Here is a 17514-nt window from a genome sequence, read left to right on the forward strand (position 1 = left end):
GAAAGGTATTGACACGAATGGCCATGAATTAATCGTATTTGAATGGCGATAAAAGTTTGAAAGCAAATGATAACGACAGAAACAGTGAAAGGAGATATTAGAGAAAAAATGTTTAATGAATTGGCAGACAAGAGCATATTTGACCAAGCAAAACAATATGCCTTTGACTATGCGGATAATTCAATGACAAGAAACGTGTATCCAACTCAAGAAGCCATAAAAGCACTCGCCAAGTTTGATGAACAACTTCCAGAAACCTCCATGGACGCATCGAAAGTGTTAGAGATGCTACATGTATTTGGGTCGCCCGCAACGGTCTCTCAAATTGGCGGTAGATACTTTGGGTTGGTCAATGGTGGCATAATACCTACAGCACTGGCCGCCAAATGGCTATCAGATTTTTGGGACCAAAACACACCACTTTATGTGACATCTCCCATAGCCTCAAAGCTTGAATCAGTGGTAGAAAATTGGTTGATACAATTATTCAATTTGCCAGCTGATACAGCCGCAGGTTTCGTAAGCGGTTCGTCAATGGCAATTATGTGCGGTCTGGCAGCAGCCAGATGGCGGATTTATGAGCGTTTAAACTATGACGTAAATGCTAAAGGACTAATCAATGCTCCAAAAATCAGAATTGTTGCGGGGAGACATGTGCATGGTACCGTTCTTAAGGCCATCGCTTTGTTAGGATTGGGGAAAGACAATATTGAGTGGGTGGATGTTGATGATCAAGGCCGCATACTCGAAAAAGACCTTCCTGAACTCGATGACAGGACCGTACTCGTATTACAAGCAGGGAATGTAAACTCTGGTTCATTCGACAATTTCGATTCGATCTGTGTGAAGGCAAAAAAGGCAAATTCGTGGGTACATATTGATGGCGCTTTTGGATTATGGGCTTCTGGCTCTAAAAGATTAAGACATTTGACTAGTGGAATTGAAAATGCCAACTCTTGGTCAGTGGATGGTCATAAAACGTTGAACACGCCTTATGACTGTGGAATTATACTTTGTCATGACAATGAAGCTCTGGTTTCAGCACTACAGGCCACAGGGTCATATATCGTTTACGGAGACGAAAGAGATGGCATGTTATATACTCCCGAAATGTCCAGACGAGCAAGAATAGTCGAGCTATGGGCGACAATGAAGTATCTAGGTCTTGAAGGAATAGATGCTTTGGTTTTTGGATTACATCAAAGAGCCATTCAATTCTCAAGCGAACTGAGAGAGCAGGGATTTCAAGTTCTAAATGAGGTTGTATTTAATCAAGTGTTGATCTGTTGTGAAAATGATGAGCTTACTCAGAAAACACTCGAAGCCGTCCAGGAATCTCTCGAATGTTGGTGTGGTGCTGCCAAGTGGAAAGGACAACTTGTAATTAGGATAAGCGTGTGCTCTTGGTCGACTACCTCAGAAGATGTTACGCGCTCGGTAGCTGCATTTAGCAAGGCTTATCATTCTTTAAAGGAAGAATGATGGGCTAAACAACCAATTCAAAAGGAAATCAGACCCCGAAATTCTGAAAGGCTTTGTCGCACCAGAACAATTGCCAAAAGGTACGCTATTGCTGGTATTGAACAATAGCTAGAATTTGCTATTGATTTACTCAAACGGTAGGAATTGGCCGTATTGCTCAGTCAAGGACTGAGACATAAACTTTTCTAGGATAGAAACATGTGTCAAGTACTAGCTGTTTTGATAGTGTTACTATTATATTTGTTCCTCATATTTATATAAATGGAGCATTAACTATCTGATTTTTCAACGTTTTTTGGCTGTACATTTACCAACGCTGACAGATGTGATTACGAATGAAAATTCTATCACAAAATTTTATAAAGAGATGGTTTTAAGAGGAATTGAAAAGGAAGTTGTTGTAAGAAAATAGCACGCAACAAAGGATTTTAAAGCATAGGGTATCTACGCCAGCAACTGGTAAAAACTTAAAGTAATGATTACATATAATTCAAGTAAGTGGAATTCAGAGTTTTTTAAGACTTTACTAAAGTCTTATAAGTATAGCTCAAATATGAGACTGCTGACGGGCCTTATCATATTGTCAGCTGCCTATGCCACGGTTGTTACGTTGATTAATATCCATTATTTGAAGAATGCCTTTCATATGGATACCGTGTTCTTTTCCCTTACCGGGGTTATACTTTCTCTATTTTTAGTTTTTAGGCTCAACTCCGGCTACAAAAGGTGGTGGCAGGGGAGAGAGGCTTGGGGAAAGCTAATCAATGATACAAGAACCTTCGCACTGCAGCTTGACTCCATTATTCCGCCGGAAAACATTGAAAGGAGAAGGTTTTTTAGTCGACACATCTCTAATTTTTGCATTTCGCTGGTTTGGCATTTAAGAGATGATATGGAATCTGCGAATTATATCCTCGAAGGTGGCGAATCGAAAGAACATATAAGCACTTTCGAGCATCAACCTAATCATGTGGCCTCTTTTCTCTACAGGGAAATTGAAGATATGCATAAAGCTTCTGAAATTTCTGATTTTGACAAAATGCAGTCTAAGAACCTCATAGAAGGTTTTATCGATGTACTTGGTATTTGTGAAAGAATAAAGAAAACACCGATTCCCTTTTCACATAGCGCCTTTATCAAAGTCTTTATTTTGATCTATATCCTCATCTTACCTTTTGGATTGATCAATGCATTCGAATATTTAACTATCCCTGCCGTAATGGTAATGGCCTTCGCCATGTTAGGCATTGAAATTATTTCGGAAGAAATCGAGGATCCATTTGGTACAGATTCAAATGATCTGCCCACCGGCGTCTTAGCAGACACCATCAGAAACAATGTTTTCGAAATTTTCAAAGTCGAATTGGAAAAAACACACAAAGAAACGAACTCTGTGTCTTCGTATCGGGAGATCGTTTTGTAACGAACTTATCTGGATTATTGAAGATACTGAAGGATATTAGAAGACTATACAGTAGGCAAATAGTATCTGCTCAAAATAATGATAATTCCAAAATTGTACCTTTGGTATATTGTACATTTGCAATAAACGATTGATATGAGAATTCGTGCGGACATTTCCAGCTCCTATATTATTGATTCGGATCATAAGATCGCGGAAGTTGCGAATGCATTGGCGCACCCACTGCGGGTAGCACTGGTGAGGTATTTGGCTGAAAAGGATGGGGGAAATGGACTCGACAATGTGACCTGCAACAAGGATCTCGTTGAAATGTTTGACTATTCACAATCTACTATATCGCAACACATTAAGGTTTTAAAAGAGTGCGGTCTTTTCACCACGGAAAGCAAAGACAAGTTCACTTTGTATTATTTAAACAGGGAGCTATTGCACCAATTTAACCAGTTCATTGATAATCTCAACCCATAGTAAATATCAACGTTTCAGTTGGAAATCACCTGCTGAACTAAGCAGACTACTCTTCTTCATGCAGCTGCAATATGCTTATACTTGATTTATTTCAGTAATGGATTCACTCTTACCGGATCATTTATAATGCCCCAATTCGAATGCTGAAGGTCAATTACTTCCTTTTATCGTAAAGAAACGATTAAATCTTTCGGAATAGGTTGTATAAAAAGAATTTATTCATATATTCGTATATCGCTAATAGACGATATGTAATATGAATAACTTCAACAAATTACCAATTGCGATCATAGGAGCCGGCCCGATAGGACTAGCGGCTGCCGCACATTTGAGCCAGAAAGGTCAACCATTTATCATATTTGAAGCCGGCAACCAAATCGCAGCGAATATCAGAAGCTGGGAGCATGTTGCCATGTTTTCACCATGGAAATACAACATAGATTCCGCTTCGTCAGAAATTCTTTCCAGATACGATTGGACCAAGCCCGACAGGAATAACATACCCACAGGAAGAGAGCTGATAGAACAATACCTAATTCCTTTATCAGAGACTGATGAAATCAAACCCCATATCAGACTGAATTCCAAAGTGATTTCGATCAGTAGAAAACGGATAAACAAAATCAAAAACTACGGGCGTGAAACAGCGCCCTTTGTACTGCATGTCCAATCTGAAGGCTATAGTGTTGTTGCAGCCTATGCCCGTGCTGTCATAGATGCATCAGGAACCTGGCAGAACCCAACTCCGATGGGTTCGGCTGGCTTGCCTGTAAGTGGTGAACTTGAATACAAAGACCACATACACTATGGGATTCCGGATATTTTAGGCACCCATAGCGACAGATACCTGACTAAGAACGTAGCTGTCATAGGAAGTGGTCATTCTGCAATAAATGCATTGCTCGAATTGGCTGATTTAAAGAAGCAATCTCCAACAATGAAATTGTTCTGGATCCTGAGAAAATCAAATGTATCAGATGCTTATGGGGGACTGGACAATGATGAACTTCCCGGTAGAGGAAGAGTGGGGCAGCGTGTGAAAGAACTGGTAGAGGATAGACAGGTGGAAGTCCTTACACCTTTTTTCGTGGATGCCATTTCGAAAGCTGAGAATAGAATAATCATAACCGGCGAATCGAATAAAGGAGTTGAACAAGTGGTAGTTGACGAGATCATAGTAGCGACAGGATTAAAACCAGATTTGGAGATGCTAAGAGAGCTTAGAATTTCACTAGATACTATAGTCGAAAGTCCAGTTAACCTCGCTCCATTGATCGATCCAAATATCCACAGTTGTGGGTCGGTGGAACCGCATGGTGAAGCGGAATTGAGTCATCCGGAAAAGGACTTCTATATCGTAGGTATGAAAAGTTATGGCCGTGCGCCAACATTTTTGTTAGCCACCGGATTTGAACAGGTCAGATCGGTAGTAGCCGCTTTGACAGGTGACTGGAAGGCTGCAAAAGAAGTTCAGTTGGAGCTTCCCGAAACAGGCGTATGTGGAGTGCCTAAAGCCATAGATCCCAATAGTCTGACGCAGGAAATTCCTGTTTCATCATGTTGTGACTCCAAAATTCCCTCTTCCTGCGATGAGAATTCAGCAGATGAACCGAAAGCTATTCGTCAAGAACAACGGACCAAACACTAGGGCGATGAAAAAGAGTTTTTTTACAAAGTCAGTACATGCAGGTGTTGATTTATCGAACCATCAAGGCTCCATATCCACTCCAATATACAGCGCTTCAACTTTTGCTTTCCCCAATGCCGAGCAAGGGGCTGCTATACACGAAGGCGAAATGCCGGGTTACTTCTACAGCAGGATTAACAACCCCACGCAAGAAGCCCTGGAAGCGGCATTGGCTGACTTAGAAAATGGAGAAGCAGCTATTGCTTTTTCATCAGGTATGGCGGCTATTTCCAATGGCTTATTAACCATTTTGAAAAAAGGAGATCATATGATAGCTCCTGAATCCATTTATGCATCTACCAGTGGGCTTTTAAATTATCTGGATGCTTCTTTGGGCATTGAAACTACATTTGTAGATGCCACTCAGCCGCTGTCTTACAAGGAATCCATAAAACCAAATACCAAACTTCTATACCTCGAATCACCAGCCAATCCAACCTTGAAACTATGTGATATGGAAGCGATAGTCGACGTGGCCAAAAATAACGGTATCCTGACTGTCATGGACAACACCTTTGCTACGCCCTATAATCAGCGTCCATTGGAATATGGGGTAGATGCAGTCGTGCATAGCATGACCAAGTACATCGGGGGGCATGCGGATTTATTGGCTGGTGCGATGGTGGGTTCTAAAGAACTGGTAGAGAAATGCCGGTGGAATACGAACAAAATCTTTGGTGGAGTACCTTCCGCTCAAACTTCCTGGTTGGCACACCGCGGCATAAAGACCCTGGCGCTAAGGATGGAGAGGCACAATGAGAACGCATTGGCCGTAGCCAACTTCCTGGAGTCTCATCCCAAAGTGGTTAAAGTACATTATCCCGGACTCGCTACGCACGCCCAACACGAGCTGGCTAGAAAACAAATGAAAGGTTTTGGCGGAATGATCTCATTCGAAGTAAATGGTGCTGATGCGGGTAGAAAGCTTGTAAACAGTCTGAATTTGTGTACGCTGGCAGTGTCTCTGGGTGATGTTTCTACCATCATTCAACACTCTGCTTCTATGACACATGCCTCAGTGCCCTCAGAATTGAGAGAAAAAGCCGGGATCACCGACGGACTACTGAGATTATCAGTTGGGATAGAGGACAAAAACGACATTATCGAGGATTTAAAAACCGGATTAAATGCACTTTGATTTAAAAATACAACTCAAGGCTACATGAACGATATAGATACAATGATTGAGTGTATACGACCAAATCCACAGATTCTGAGCAACCTCATCAAGAGCATTCCCAGAGAACTATTAAAGACGCAAAGAATTTTTGGTAAGTGGAGTATTCAAGAACATGTATGTCATTTGGCACAGGCTGAGCAAATGATCCTGAATCGTTTTAAGGATTTTAAAAAACTCGAAAAACCACATTTTAAGCCTTACCTGCCTGATGAGATCACGCCATTAAGTGAGCTTTCAAAACAGAGTATTGAAGAAGAGATAGAGGAGTATATGAGACTGAGGGGAGTACTTATCGACCTGCTGCAATCGTTTGACGATTCTATCTGGAAGAAAAAGGCCGAACACAATGAGTATATGGAATACAACGCTTATATCTTATTGAGACATACGCTCATGCACGACCATTTCCATATGTATCGCATAGAAGAATTATGGCTCACCAAACAGAAATATTTATAATGGAAGAGTTATTAGAAGTTATTGAACCGTTCACCTGGTTGAAGGGAAATTGGCGCGGTCATGGTACGGGTGGATTTCCAACCATTGAACCTTTTGAATTTGATGACCAGATGGAATTCAAACTATTAGAAGAAGATTTTAAAAAGGAGCCGCTTATAAGATTTGACGAAACGGCCTGGCTTATCGCAAAAGGAAAACACAATTTCATGCATTGGGAAACCGGCTTTATTAGGCCGTTAGGGGATGGCACCGTGCAACTCTATGTCAGTCATAATACGGCCAGAATGGAGTTTACGGTCGGAAAGTTTGAATCTGTAGACCATAATTCCAAATCTTTTAAAATCGTCTTCAGTAGTATTTTCCTTAGAAATGACACGGGGCTGAAAAATGCACTACAAAGCAAGAGAACGATTTCGTTCGACCGGGATCAGCTTACCTATGATTTGGATATATCAACTGATGAACACCCCGAGCTGACTAGCCATTTAAAGGTTTTATTGAAAAGAATATAGCTGTATGAGACATCAACAAGACACCAGAACAAATTAATTGATCCTGGCATTTCAAGTACTAAAAAACAACATGATTATGGAAAGTAATACTTCTAAAAAGAGAATCTTACGAAGATTTGAACTGGTAGTTAAAGATCAAGTTTATTTATTTAATAAACTAAAAATCAAATACTTAAGTATATTTATTGCGGTGCTGTTTATGGGCAACTGCAGTAGTATCGCACAGGATATTCATCCACTGGAGCCAATAAAAAATCACTATAAATCATTGCAGTCCATCAGTGCAGAGCCAAATGCTGAACGTAGCCATTTGGATAAGATCGACTATCCATCTGATAGGTATAATAGTGGCTCACTTATCTATATCATGGTGCCTCCGATTTATTTGAATCCGGGGCAAATAGAAAAGCTAAAGTCATTAGTCAAACCTCCAGCCAATAGCTCTGATCAAACCAAGGCCGAGTTAGAATTTCTATTGGCATGGCAAAAGAAAAGAACAAAATCACAAGAGGAGAGAGCAGGCGAAGTATTGGCGCCAATAGGGTATTGGCCGCACATAGGTCTGCTGAAAAGCCATAGTAGATACAAGAGTAATTTAGAACATCTGTTTTTTGAAGGGAGAACTGTATTAGGTGAGTCCTGTAAGCCTGAAAATTATCCCGCTACCGCTAAATTACTAGAAGGGGTAACCAGAGACATGCGTATCATGGAATTTACGGTGAAATACCATTTACTCAGACCAAGGCCTTATCAACTCAATGATAAACTTAAGCCAATGGCTCAAATGTCAACCCCGTCTTTTGCCAGTGGCCATACGCTTTGGGCCTATATCCAGGCTTTTGTCTGGAGCGAATTGGTGCCTACCAAAAGAAGTGAATTTTTGGATTTGGCCTATGAAGTAGGGGAGTCTAGGGAAATCATGGGGATTCATTATCCCAGTGATGAAGAAGCAGCCAGGATATTGGCCCATCAAATGCTAACAGAAATGCTTGCTAACTCCGTATTTAGGGCAGATTTAGAAAATGCAAAACTGGAATGGAAATAAGTTAACACTGAAAAAAATGAATACTAATCCGTACCGTCCGTACCGGCAGGTGTGAACAAATATGAGATGAGCCTTATAAGAGATATCAAAATACAGGATGCAGAAGAGATCGGCCGGATATTTAACTACTACGTTTTGAATTCCATTTCAACATTTGAGTTAGAAGCGATAAGCGTCATTCAATTTCAGCAGAAGATAGAAGCACATCCTAAGAGGTTGCCATGGCTGGTTTATGTCGAAAATGAGAAGGTTTTAGGTTATGCGAAAGCAGGCGATTGGAAATCGGGCATATACAACAAAAGTGCCTACGTGAACACCTATGAATCATCTATTTATGTGGAAAATGAAAGCCTTGGAAGAGGAATTGGGAGTCATTTATATGCTGAATTGCTGGCCAGACTTAAAGACTTGAGATACCATTCAGTCCTGGGCGGTATAGCGCTCCCCAATTCTGAAAGTGTCACTTTGCATGAGAAGTTTGGCTTTAGGAAAGTAGCACATTTTGAAGAACTGGGTTTTAAACTCGGTAAACGCATTGATGTTGGATACTGGCAAAAGATGAACCCGGACAGATGAGTGAAAATAGACAAAAAGTCTCCAATCATGTTTTGGCCATTACTGTTGGGTTGGTCTATCTCTGGTTTGGAGTGCTAAAATTTTTTCAAAGTGCCAGCCCGGCAGAAGATCTCGCTAAAAGCACAATAGAATTGCTCACATTTGGCCTCATTCCCTCCAATGTTTCAATCATTTTGCTTGCGACGTGGGAAACCTTGTTGGGATTGCTATTGATGATCAATGTTTTCAGACGGCCGGTAATAGTGGTTGCGATGGTACATACGGCTTTCACCTTCTCACCATTATTCCTTTTTCCGGAACTATCATTTTCTAACCCACCTTTCTCCTTCACATTTCTTGGTCAATATGTATTTAAAAATATCATCATGATGGGTGCACTTGTCGTTTTATATAACCAATCACGGCAATATCAAACCAAGCAGCTCCATAATCGATAATATACGGATCAACTAATGCGTGTGTCTAAATTGGAATAAAATCGACCCGTTTTATCAGTGAACTGTTAAGATGAAAAAATGTACCACAAATACTGACATTGGTGCCAGCTTCAGAATGACTTTACACTAAAAAAAAATCAATTGGACTCATTCTACTACCCCGACCAGGTACTTGAATTTTGCCTAAACAGTGATAGAAAGTCTTGTTTTTTATCGAAAGCCAATGCTAAGAAGGACATTGAATCCCTGTTGGTCTTTTTTTTTAAATTATTCATCGAATTATTCAAGTATACTAATTGATACTTGTTTATTTTGATATTTGAAAAATGATCAGCTGTTCCTATTTCATGAAAGAAAGCAAAAAGACTTGGGAGATATGATGATCTCTTTTCAACGGTCCCCACTCGTTTATCCTCATCAGGACAATAATGCATACGGCATTATGGATACCTGTTCGATTTCAATATTACTATATTCAAGACTTCAGCCATGGTAAGACGAATACTATATACCCTATCATTTATTTTAACTACAATTAATGTAAATGCACAAAATTCTATCGGTATCAATACGGATACACCTAACCCAAATGCGGCGTTGGATATTCAACCGGTCAGTGGCCAGGTGCAAGGGGTTTTGATTCCCAGGTTAAGTACCATCGATCGGACTGGCATGACCTTGACCAATACCGACAACGGAATGATGGTTTTTGATAGTGACCTGGGTAACCTCCTTATCTGGCACAATGGCTCTTGGTTGCCTATGGCTATTGCCGGTACCGATCTTTGGGTAGACAATGGAGGCAATATCAATTACACAGGTGGTAATGTTGGAATAGGTACTACAACTCCAATAACAGATCTGCACATATCCAATAATGGCATAGACCAGCCCGCAATACTGACCATAGACGGACTAGGTACTCAAACGTCGCAACTGTCAGGCTTGATTATTCAAACACTAGGTGATGGGGCCACAGATGTAAGTGCGGCAAGCACTAACGGATGGATGATGCTTGGTTATGGAAATACCTTTGGTGACGCACTACGACAAAATGAGCTTACATTTTCAAACTTTATCGGTGGAGTTGAAACATCAGCCATTCTTCATTTAGAACCAAATGGAAACGTTGGGATAGGTACCGGCGACCCATTGGTAAGTCTAGATATCGATTCAAATGACGCGATTAAATTACCTAAGGGAACAACCGCTGAGGCTCCTATAGGCGCAGGAGCTGTGGATGGCATGTTAAGATACAATACTGACAACTCAAAATTTGAAGGCTATAGTGCAGGTGCCTGGTCCGGGCTAGGAGGTAGCTTATGGGCTGACAATGCAGGAGATATTAATTATTCCGTAGGTAATATTGGCATAGGAACAGTTACACCTATGTCACCTTTACAAGTTGAACAAAGCTTAAGCTTGTTCAACTTTCAAAACAGTACCAACACCATTTTTGGTGATTTTATTGGCTCTGATTTGTATGTAGATAAAACCAATGTTTCGGATAATGAGATTAAGCGAATTTCAGGGGGAATTGGGAGTTTTATGTTTTATGAAAGCGGTGGGGAAATAAAATTTCTGCATACAACTGCCGGTGCCGCCGACGCCACCGTTAACTTAACTACTGAAACGCAATCTTCCTTGTCCTTACTAGCTGATGGTTCGGCTGAGTTTGATGAAATTGTGAATTTCAAATCTGATGAGGCCATAATATTGCCTGTAGGAGACGATTTAGCCCGAGATAATATTGCCTCACCTTTAGATGGAATGATTCGCTATAGCAACGAATCCGGATTAGAAGGGTTTGAGGGCAGAGTTTTGGGAAGCTGGGTTCCTCTTGGTGGTAGTAGTAGCGGATTGACATTACCGTATTCGGATGCCTTTCCTTCTAGTGCAGTACCACTATTTGAACTTGTAAATATTGATGGAGGCGGTGGAATTGCTGCAAGTTTTGGCAACAGTTCTAATTCAGATGCTTCTCTTCAGGTGTTTACAGATTTAGGTTCGCCAGGAGTCACAGGAACTACTGGAGGCATTGAGCTAGCCGGATTCGATGATGGCGGTATTTTACAAGGAATTTCACTAATAAGGAGCAATATAACTGATGGTACGGCAGCCTCTTTTTCAGGCAACCTGGAGTTCGAAGTTAGCAATGGAGGTGTTTTAAATAATGCACTCACTTTGAATCATAATGGAGATGCGGCATTTCCGGGGGCATTAAAAATAGGGGACACAGGCAATACTTTGACATCTGGAGATGAAGGGACACTCAAATACGTATTGGGATCAGGCTATGAATACTGGAACGGCGGGTCGTGGCAAGCGTTTGGTGCAGGTACTCTTACAGGAGCAGCTAATGGCTTGAATGTCAATGGATCTAATGCCGAATTGGGAGGATCCCTCAGTACGAATACAAACATCACTTCTAACGGTTTTGAATTTAGTTTTGTAAGAGGTGCCGCATCTACAGCGCCAACTCTGCACTTATTTAATAACAACACAACAATCGGAGCTGGGGCCAACTTGGTTTTTGAATCTACGAATGACGGGTCAACACCATTGGTCACTGCCAATATCGAAGCTAGAAAAAATACTGTCACAGACGCAGAATTGGCGTTTCGAGTATTGAATGGTGGAACGGTGACGGACGCATTGAATATTGACGGAGAAAATGATGCCATTAATATAGGAGCTGGCTATACTTTGAATGTCCCTACCGGTATAGCGTTAGACGGAACACTGGTTAGTACACCACCTGTAACGGCGGCTACAGGAGCCTTAATACCTTCTCAGAGAGTCATGAAGATTACAGGTACAATCACTGGAATCAATGCCGGACAAGAAGGGCAAGAGCTCATCTTAATTACTGAAGGAGGTACAGTTACTATAAATGACGGATCATTTTTACAAACGGGAAGTGCAACCGGAGATGTAATGATGTTTAATGACTTTTCAACCGTTCATCTCATATACATATCAGGACAATGGGTAGAAATAAGTAGATCTTTCAAATAGAGCAAATATGAGATATACTTCATTCATCATATTCACACTTATCGCCCAAATTGCGTTAGCTCAAGAAACTAATTTTGGTTCGGCCACTACACTGAATGTTGGAACAGGTGCTACTTTTTATGCTGGGGGTAGTGCCACATTCAATGGAAACGTAACCAACGAAGGAAATGCTATAATTGAAAGTGATGGACGAATAAATGGTACGGTGGATAATGCCGGTGTGCTGCAGATCAAAGGTGATGGAGCCCTTGAAGCAACTTCAGCCCTGGTCAATCGCACAGGTTCGACCGCGGTTATAGAAGGAAATTCCAATATGGACGGAACCATTACCAACAATGGTGACTTCCTGGTTTCCGGTGCGGCTAGTTCGGTTGTCAATGGCAGTATAGACAATAACAGCCAATTAAGATTTGATACCGATATTCAAATCAATGGAACAATTGATAATACCTCAGGAACGTTGGGTATTAACGGCAATGCGATAGTGGCAGGTACGTTGTTGAATCCAGATGGAGCAGTCACTTCTGTAGAAGGAAACCTCACACTAGGTACGCCATTCACCAACGGTGGAATACTTAGATCTGCAGGAGAAACCGTAATTTCTGATACTTTTTCCAATAACAATGAAGTGGTTTTCGGTGGCTCTACAACTTTTAACGGGGCCACTGCCAATAACCAAAGGATGCTGTTGGCAGCTAACACTGTATTTAATGGTGTCTTAACAAACAGTGGAGAAATCGTTTCTATAGCTGATGCAGACATAAATTTTGTAAACAACAAACAGCTCGGTACTCTTAGTTTCACAGATGTGGTCGATAGGAACCCAATCAATGAGGTTATTCTTTTAAGTAGCGCAGATACAATTTTCATCGACAATCTCAACTTGAATACTGCAGGCAGGGTATCATTACCTCCAAACTTTGTTTTAGTTCAAACGTCAATGAACATTAACGAGGGTGTGCTCAACGCAACTAATCAAGAGACATTTCTAGTTCAAGGTACGATCAATGTTAACACCGCAAGCGACGGATCACCTTCCTATGTAGAAGGCCAAATGTTAGCGATTACAACAACAGATGCTACCACTTTTCCTATGGGAATTAACGGTGCTCCGAATTATGTAACTCTGAGCAGCAATACGCCGGGTATTGTGGTAAAAGTAGAGTGTAGAGTACCCAATCCAGACAGCTTACTTACTGATGAAAACACGATGGGATTGGCTAGTGAGGTAGAATGGAGTATCCAATCCTCGGCCGATAGTGCAGAAGTATCGGTTTCAGTGGATTATTCTGGTGTTGATTTCACTAATACCCCTAATTTTATCAATGCACGTGAATATGATGCTACACTTCAAAGATTTGGGGACGGTGATTCGCTTTTTCACGCATTGAAGACCATCGATTCCAACAACGACAATAATGGTGCAGCCGTACCGGTAGAGGGAACTATTCGGACCTCGGATTTGATCTGGATAACTCCTACGCCTACCAGGTTTGCACTTGGAATATCCCCAGTCCTTACAGAACCTGAAGTATATCTACCAAATGTATTCGCTCCAGGAGCCAGTATCAATGAAAATAAGATTTTCAGGCCTTTCATCGGTGGAGCCGTGGTATCTTCTGTTACTTTTTTGGTCTACGATTCATTCAATAGAGAGGTATATGCAGAAACTATATCAGGAGAAGATCTTAGTTTAGAAAATCTGGGATGGGATGGAAACCTAAAAAGTGGATTAGAAGCCCCTGAAGGAGTGTATTATTACAATGTCAGTATTGCCTATACGATCAGTAATGACGTAAGTGACAAGTATTTTACAGCTGGTGAAAGAGATCAGACACAAAATTTCAGCAAGTTGGGTTCCGTTCTTTTGGTCAAGTGATATATGAAGAAAGCGCTACTACTTATATTTTTATTGAATACTTTTTTTGCTTACGGTCAGGAGGGCCAGTTCTCTCAATATTTTGCCAGTGGTGCCTTGATGAATCCTGCTTTTCCGGGTACAATCACAACCATCAACTTCAATTCCAATTATAAACGTGCTGGCAAGGCTGATACTGAAAGTTATGTAGAACTTATGCAAGGATCTCTTACCTATCCCTTGCGCAGAGTAACAACAAAAGAAGAATACTTTGGCAGTGTGGGTTTGACTTTTTTTAGAGAAAGTCGTGGTTTTCAAGGCACATATCGACATCAAAAAGTAATCGGCAACTTTGCGTATGTCCTGAACCTATCTGAGTTGAGAAACCAATTAATAGTATTCGGTATTCAGGCCGGCTATGCACAGCAAGATTTCTCTGGTAATGGCTATCGCTGGGGATCTCAGTTCAATCAATACCTGGATGATGGGTATGACAGCAGTCTGGCCGGCGAAGGAATCTCTTTCGATCCGCTTTGGTATCCTGTCATAAATTTTGGTGCATTGTATTCCACCTATGACAATGACGATTATAAAATTAGGGATTATGCCTTTTCTGTAGGGTTGAGCGCAGACAATCTAAATAGACCTAAGATCGGTTCAATAGATGGTAACGATGCCAGAAAATCCATGCTCTATAAGTTGTTTGCGGTATTCCAATTTCCACTTGGCGCTAGGTTTTATGGTCACCCTTCTGCCTATGTTCTCAACTCGAATGGTAGCACGCAGCTGAATGTAGGTATGTATGTTTCTACATTTGTAAGCTCGTCCAAATCCAACTTGGGCTTGGAACTGCAAACAGGAGGCTGGTATCGCTTAAATGATTCTTTTATCGGTTTGATTGGTTTGAAAGTGGATCAACTCAAACTCGGATTTAGTGTTGACCTGAATGCCACAAATCAAGGACTTAATGAGCAAGTGGAAGGAAGCGTTTCTGCTTATGAAATATCACTTGGTTACAGTTTTGAACTTCACAAATCATATAGAAGGCTGTCCAACCCCATGTTCTAAATGAAAATATTTACCTCAACCATACTGTTATTTACGATTACTGCAAACCTTTTTGCTCAATCCATTCCTAAAATACAGCAATTGGGTGATGAGCAATTTGCGAACAATAGGTACTTGGAAGCCATTCCGTATTATGAAAAAGTGTACGCCATCAGTAAGAAAAATTACTACGCGGGTTATCAGCTAGCCACATGTTATGAGCAAACCTTGCAATATGACAAGGCGATGAAAACTTTTAAAGTGCTAAGTGAAACACCGGGTCAGGAATATCAAACTAAATCTATTTATAAGTACGCAACATTAAACAAGCGTGATAGCAATTTTGACTTGGCTGATTCTATCTATCAGGAGTTGGTTCAAATGCCTGATGTAGAGCCGGAATTGCTTGATCTGGCCAGCAGACAACGGGAAGGTTGCCTGCTAGCCAAAAGAGAACAGGAACAGGACAGACACTTCAAAGTAGAATTTATCAAGAAGCTCAATAGTAAGTTTCACGATTATGGAGCCACAGAAAACCCATCCGACGGTCACATTGTTTTCTCTACGTCCAGAAATCTTTCCGGTGAACAATATCAAGGAAGTCAATATAGCGGCCTATTACCAGATATGATGATGTTTGAATTGAAGGAAAATGGTACCTATCATAATATCAGTGGAAAGCACAGATTTGACAAACTGAATACAAAGTGGTCTGAAGGTTCCGGAACTTTCAATGCCGCAGGTGATAAGTTCTATTACACCTCTTGTGAAAACGAAAAAGGTAATGCAGGTTGTCAGATCAAGTTTAGTAAACTGGAGAATGAAAAATGGACTGACCCTGTAATACTCAACGAATTCATCAATGAAAAAAACTCCGAAAACAAACATCCTTCATTGTCCATAACCGGAGATACCTTGTTCTTCTCATCTGATCGGCCGGGAGGCCAGGGTGGCAGCGATATTTGGATGAGTCTTCGTGGCGATGAAGGAGAATCTTGGTTGCCAGCTATTAATATGGGAAAAGTAATCAACACTGGTGAAAATGAAATTACACCCTATTACTCATCTGCACATGAGAGTTTGGTTTTTAGTAGCAACGGCCATGTCGGGTATGGTGGATATGATATTTATGGTGCTAAAGGTCATTCATTTTTTACACCAGACTTGTTCAACATTGGTTTCCCCTTCAATTCTACTTGGGATGATACCTATTTCAACATTGGTGACACCATTGGGTATCTGTCTTCAAACAGACAAACCAAGGAAGTGTTGGACCTTTATCGATTTTCAGTACCAGATGAAAAATTGTTTTTGTCCTTAGTTTTTGCCGGTGAATTAATGGTAGATGGGCAAATCATGTCCAAATACAGAGATACCGGTTCTGTTGATCTAGTCACTTTTAGAGCCGAAGACTATGAAGGGTATGCTTTGTTTCAGCCCGTAATTACAAAAAAGAAAGATTTAAGAAAACTATTTAATTCAAGTGCGGTGGACGGTGGTACTATTGCGTCAAATTTGACATCCAGCAGACCGGATCGATCGGCAAGAGTGCAAAAGCGAAGTCAGGCAGTGGCCAAAGCCAAAGCAGTTGCGCCTGAGCCAGATAAGTCTTATAAGACTATTGGGAATGTGGAGCGACTTTATTTTGACTATGGAGATTTTAGACTGCGCGAACAATCTAAGCAAGCTCTGAAAGATTTTTACGCATCTCTTAAGGATGAGTCCTTCGCAAGAATCAATTTGCTGTCCTACGCGGATTATCTTGGCTCAAAAAAAGGCAACGTGGGTCTATGCGAGAAAAGAGGAGTGGCTGCAAAAAATTATCTGGTTAAGTTGGGAATACCTGAGGAAAAAATACAAGTACTAGCCAGAGGAGAGCTACGGACTGAGCAAGAGAGAGATCACTGGTTTAGACGTGTGATGGACAGGAGGGTGGAGTTGCATGTTGAGAGCTCAGAGCCAATAGCACTGGCATCTGCAAAAAGCGTAGTACTGAGAAAGCCTCTAACCTTGGATATGGTTGCCAACAAACTAAGCCTGGATCCGGCGGATGTTCGCCAATGGAACGGAGTTGGAGATCAACCAATCAATCCTGGCTATGCGATCAGATTGTACCTGCCTAGCGATAGTAAGCTCGATCCAAGGTACTTCATTACCGAAGAGAACATTTGGGACGTATTTTGATATTCTGTTCTTCATTTAGAACTAAGTATTAAAGGTTTTTTTACCAGTTGTAGCATCTGTGATCTGATCTTTTTTCAGTCATGCTTCACAACCTGGTGTCAATAATTGTTTGCAGAAGTATAGGTCCAAAAGTGTTGG

Annotated in this window: 14 protein-coding genes; all 14 read left to right on the forward strand. The window is 41.0% G+C overall.

Features of this window, described 5'->3' with window-relative positions:
• Positions 1 to 66 precede the first annotated feature (66 nt).
• The 14 genes from ABJD64_RS09750 to ABJD64_RS09815 all read left to right on the forward strand — a co-directional run bounded on the left by ABJD64_RS09750 (position 67) and on the right by ABJD64_RS09815 (position 17376).
• Positions 67 to 1482, forward strand: a complete 1416-nt coding sequence (locus ABJD64_RS09750) for a pyridoxal-dependent decarboxylase (RefSeq protein WP_348178180.1) — start codon at positions 67 to 69, stop codon at positions 1480 to 1482.
• A gap of 475 nt (positions 1483 to 1957) precedes the next feature.
• Positions 1958 to 2905 (forward strand): bestrophin family ion channel, encoded by a 948-nt coding sequence (locus ABJD64_RS09755; protein ID WP_348178182.1) that lies wholly within the window; start codon positions 1958 to 1960, stop codon positions 2903 to 2905.
• Positions 2906 to 3040: 135 nt separating this feature from the next.
• Positions 3041 to 3373 (forward strand): metalloregulator ArsR/SmtB family transcription factor, encoded by a 333-nt coding sequence (locus ABJD64_RS09760; RefSeq protein ID WP_348178184.1) that lies wholly within the window; start codon positions 3041 to 3043, stop codon positions 3371 to 3373.
• Positions 3374 to 3629: 256 nt separating this feature from the next.
• Positions 3630 to 5021, forward strand: coding sequence for an NAD(P)-binding domain-containing protein (locus tag ABJD64_RS09765; RefSeq protein WP_348178186.1), 1392 nt, complete (start codon positions 3630 to 3632; stop codon positions 5019 to 5021).
• Between the two features lie 4 nt (positions 5022 to 5025).
• Positions 5026 to 6198, forward strand: a complete 1173-nt coding sequence (locus ABJD64_RS09770; RefSeq protein ID WP_348178188.1) for a PLP-dependent aspartate aminotransferase family protein — start codon at positions 5026 to 5028, stop codon at positions 6196 to 6198.
• A 24-nt stretch (positions 6199 to 6222) separates the two neighbouring features.
• Complete coding sequence (locus tag ABJD64_RS09775) at positions 6223 to 6699, forward strand: DinB family protein (protein ID WP_348178190.1); 477 nt, start codon at positions 6223 to 6225, stop codon at positions 6697 to 6699.
• Positions 6699 to 7211 carry a heme-binding beta-barrel domain-containing protein gene (locus tag ABJD64_RS09780; protein ID WP_348178192.1) on the forward strand — a complete coding sequence of 171 codons (513 nt, stop codon included), beginning with the start codon at positions 6699 to 6701 and terminating at the stop codon, positions 7209 to 7211. Before ABJD64_RS09775 ends, ABJD64_RS09780 begins: the two co-directional genes overlap by 1 nt.
• A 76-nt stretch (positions 7212 to 7287) precedes the next feature.
• Positions 7288 to 8256 carry a phosphatase PAP2 family protein gene (locus tag ABJD64_RS09785; RefSeq protein ID WP_348178194.1) on the forward strand — a complete coding sequence of 323 codons (969 nt, stop codon included), beginning with the start codon at positions 7288 to 7290 and terminating at the stop codon, positions 8254 to 8256.
• A 66-nt stretch (positions 8257 to 8322) separates the two neighbouring features.
• Positions 8323 to 8832 (forward strand): N-acetyltransferase family protein, encoded by a 510-nt coding sequence (locus tag ABJD64_RS09790; protein WP_348178196.1) that lies wholly within the window; start codon positions 8323 to 8325, stop codon positions 8830 to 8832.
• A complete protein-coding gene (locus ABJD64_RS09795) occupies positions 8829 to 9269 on the forward strand; it encodes a DoxX family protein (protein ID WP_348178198.1) in 441 nt (146 codons plus the stop codon). Before ABJD64_RS09790 ends, ABJD64_RS09795 begins: the two co-directional genes overlap by 4 nt.
• 489 nt (positions 9270 to 9758) lie before the next feature.
• A complete protein-coding gene (locus ABJD64_RS09800; protein WP_348178200.1) occupies positions 9759 to 12287 on the forward strand; it encodes a hypothetical protein in 2529 nt (842 codons plus the stop codon).
• A gap of 7 nt (positions 12288 to 12294) precedes the next feature.
• Positions 12295 to 14166: a hypothetical protein gene (locus ABJD64_RS09805; protein WP_348178202.1), complete on the forward strand. Its 1872-nt coding sequence runs from the start codon at positions 12295 to 12297 to the stop codon at positions 14164 to 14166.
• A gap of 3 nt (positions 14167 to 14169) precedes the next feature.
• Positions 14170 to 15213: a PorP/SprF family type IX secretion system membrane protein gene (locus ABJD64_RS09810; protein ID WP_348178204.1), complete on the forward strand. Its 1044-nt coding sequence runs from the start codon at positions 14170 to 14172 to the stop codon at positions 15211 to 15213.
• Positions 15214 to 17376, forward strand: a complete 2163-nt coding sequence (locus ABJD64_RS09815; protein WP_348178206.1) for an OmpA family protein — start codon at positions 15214 to 15216, stop codon at positions 17374 to 17376. It abuts the gene before it with no gap.
• Positions 17377 to 17514 lie beyond the last annotated feature (138 nt).

This window comes from Reichenbachiella sp. (genome assembly GCF_039944555.1).
In the GTDB taxonomy this organism is placed as follows: Bacteria; Bacteroidota; Bacteroidia; order Cytophagales; family Cyclobacteriaceae; genus Reichenbachiella.

Excerpts from the sequence above, each read along its gene's own strand:
- ABJD64_RS09775 (WP_348178190.1), top strand. The coding sequence starts at position 6,223 with ATGAACGATATAGATACAATGATTGAGTGTATACGACCAAATCCACAG.
- ABJD64_RS09755 (WP_348178182.1), top strand. The coding sequence starts at position 1,958 with ATGATTACATATAATTCAAGTAAGTGGAATTCAGAGTTTTTTAAGACT.
- ABJD64_RS09800 (WP_348178200.1), top strand. The coding sequence starts at position 9,759 with ATGGTAAGACGAATACTATATACCCTATCATTTATTTTAACTACAATT.
- ABJD64_RS09770 (WP_348178188.1), top strand. The coding sequence starts at position 5,026 with ATGAAAAAGAGTTTTTTTACAAAGTCAGTACATGCAGGTGTTGATTTA.
- ABJD64_RS09765 (WP_348178186.1), top strand. The coding sequence starts at position 3,630 with ATGAATAACTTCAACAAATTACCAATTGCGATCATAGGAGCCGGCCCG.
- ABJD64_RS09760 (WP_348178184.1), top strand. The coding sequence starts at position 3,041 with ATGAGAATTCGTGCGGACATTTCCAGCTCCTATATTATTGATTCGGAT.
- ABJD64_RS09780 (WP_348178192.1), top strand. The coding sequence starts at position 6,699 with ATGGAAGAGTTATTAGAAGTTATTGAACCGTTCACCTGGTTGAAGGGA.
- ABJD64_RS09815 (WP_348178206.1), top strand. The coding sequence starts at position 15,214 with ATGAAAATATTTACCTCAACCATACTGTTATTTACGATTACTGCAAAC.
- ABJD64_RS09750 (WP_348178180.1), top strand. The coding sequence starts at position 67 with ATGATAACGACAGAAACAGTGAAAGGAGATATTAGAGAAAAAATGTTT.
- ABJD64_RS09790 (WP_348178196.1), top strand. The coding sequence starts at position 8,323 with ATGAGCCTTATAAGAGATATCAAAATACAGGATGCAGAAGAGATCGGC.
- ABJD64_RS09810 (WP_348178204.1), top strand. The coding sequence starts at position 14,170 with ATGAAGAAAGCGCTACTACTTATATTTTTATTGAATACTTTTTTTGCT.
- ABJD64_RS09785 (WP_348178194.1), top strand. The coding sequence starts at position 7,288 with ATGGAAAGTAATACTTCTAAAAAGAGAATCTTACGAAGATTTGAACTG.
- ABJD64_RS09795 (WP_348178198.1), top strand. The coding sequence starts at position 8,829 with ATGAGTGAAAATAGACAAAAAGTCTCCAATCATGTTTTGGCCATTACT.
- ABJD64_RS09805 (WP_348178202.1), top strand. The coding sequence starts at position 12,295 with ATGAGATATACTTCATTCATCATATTCACACTTATCGCCCAAATTGCG.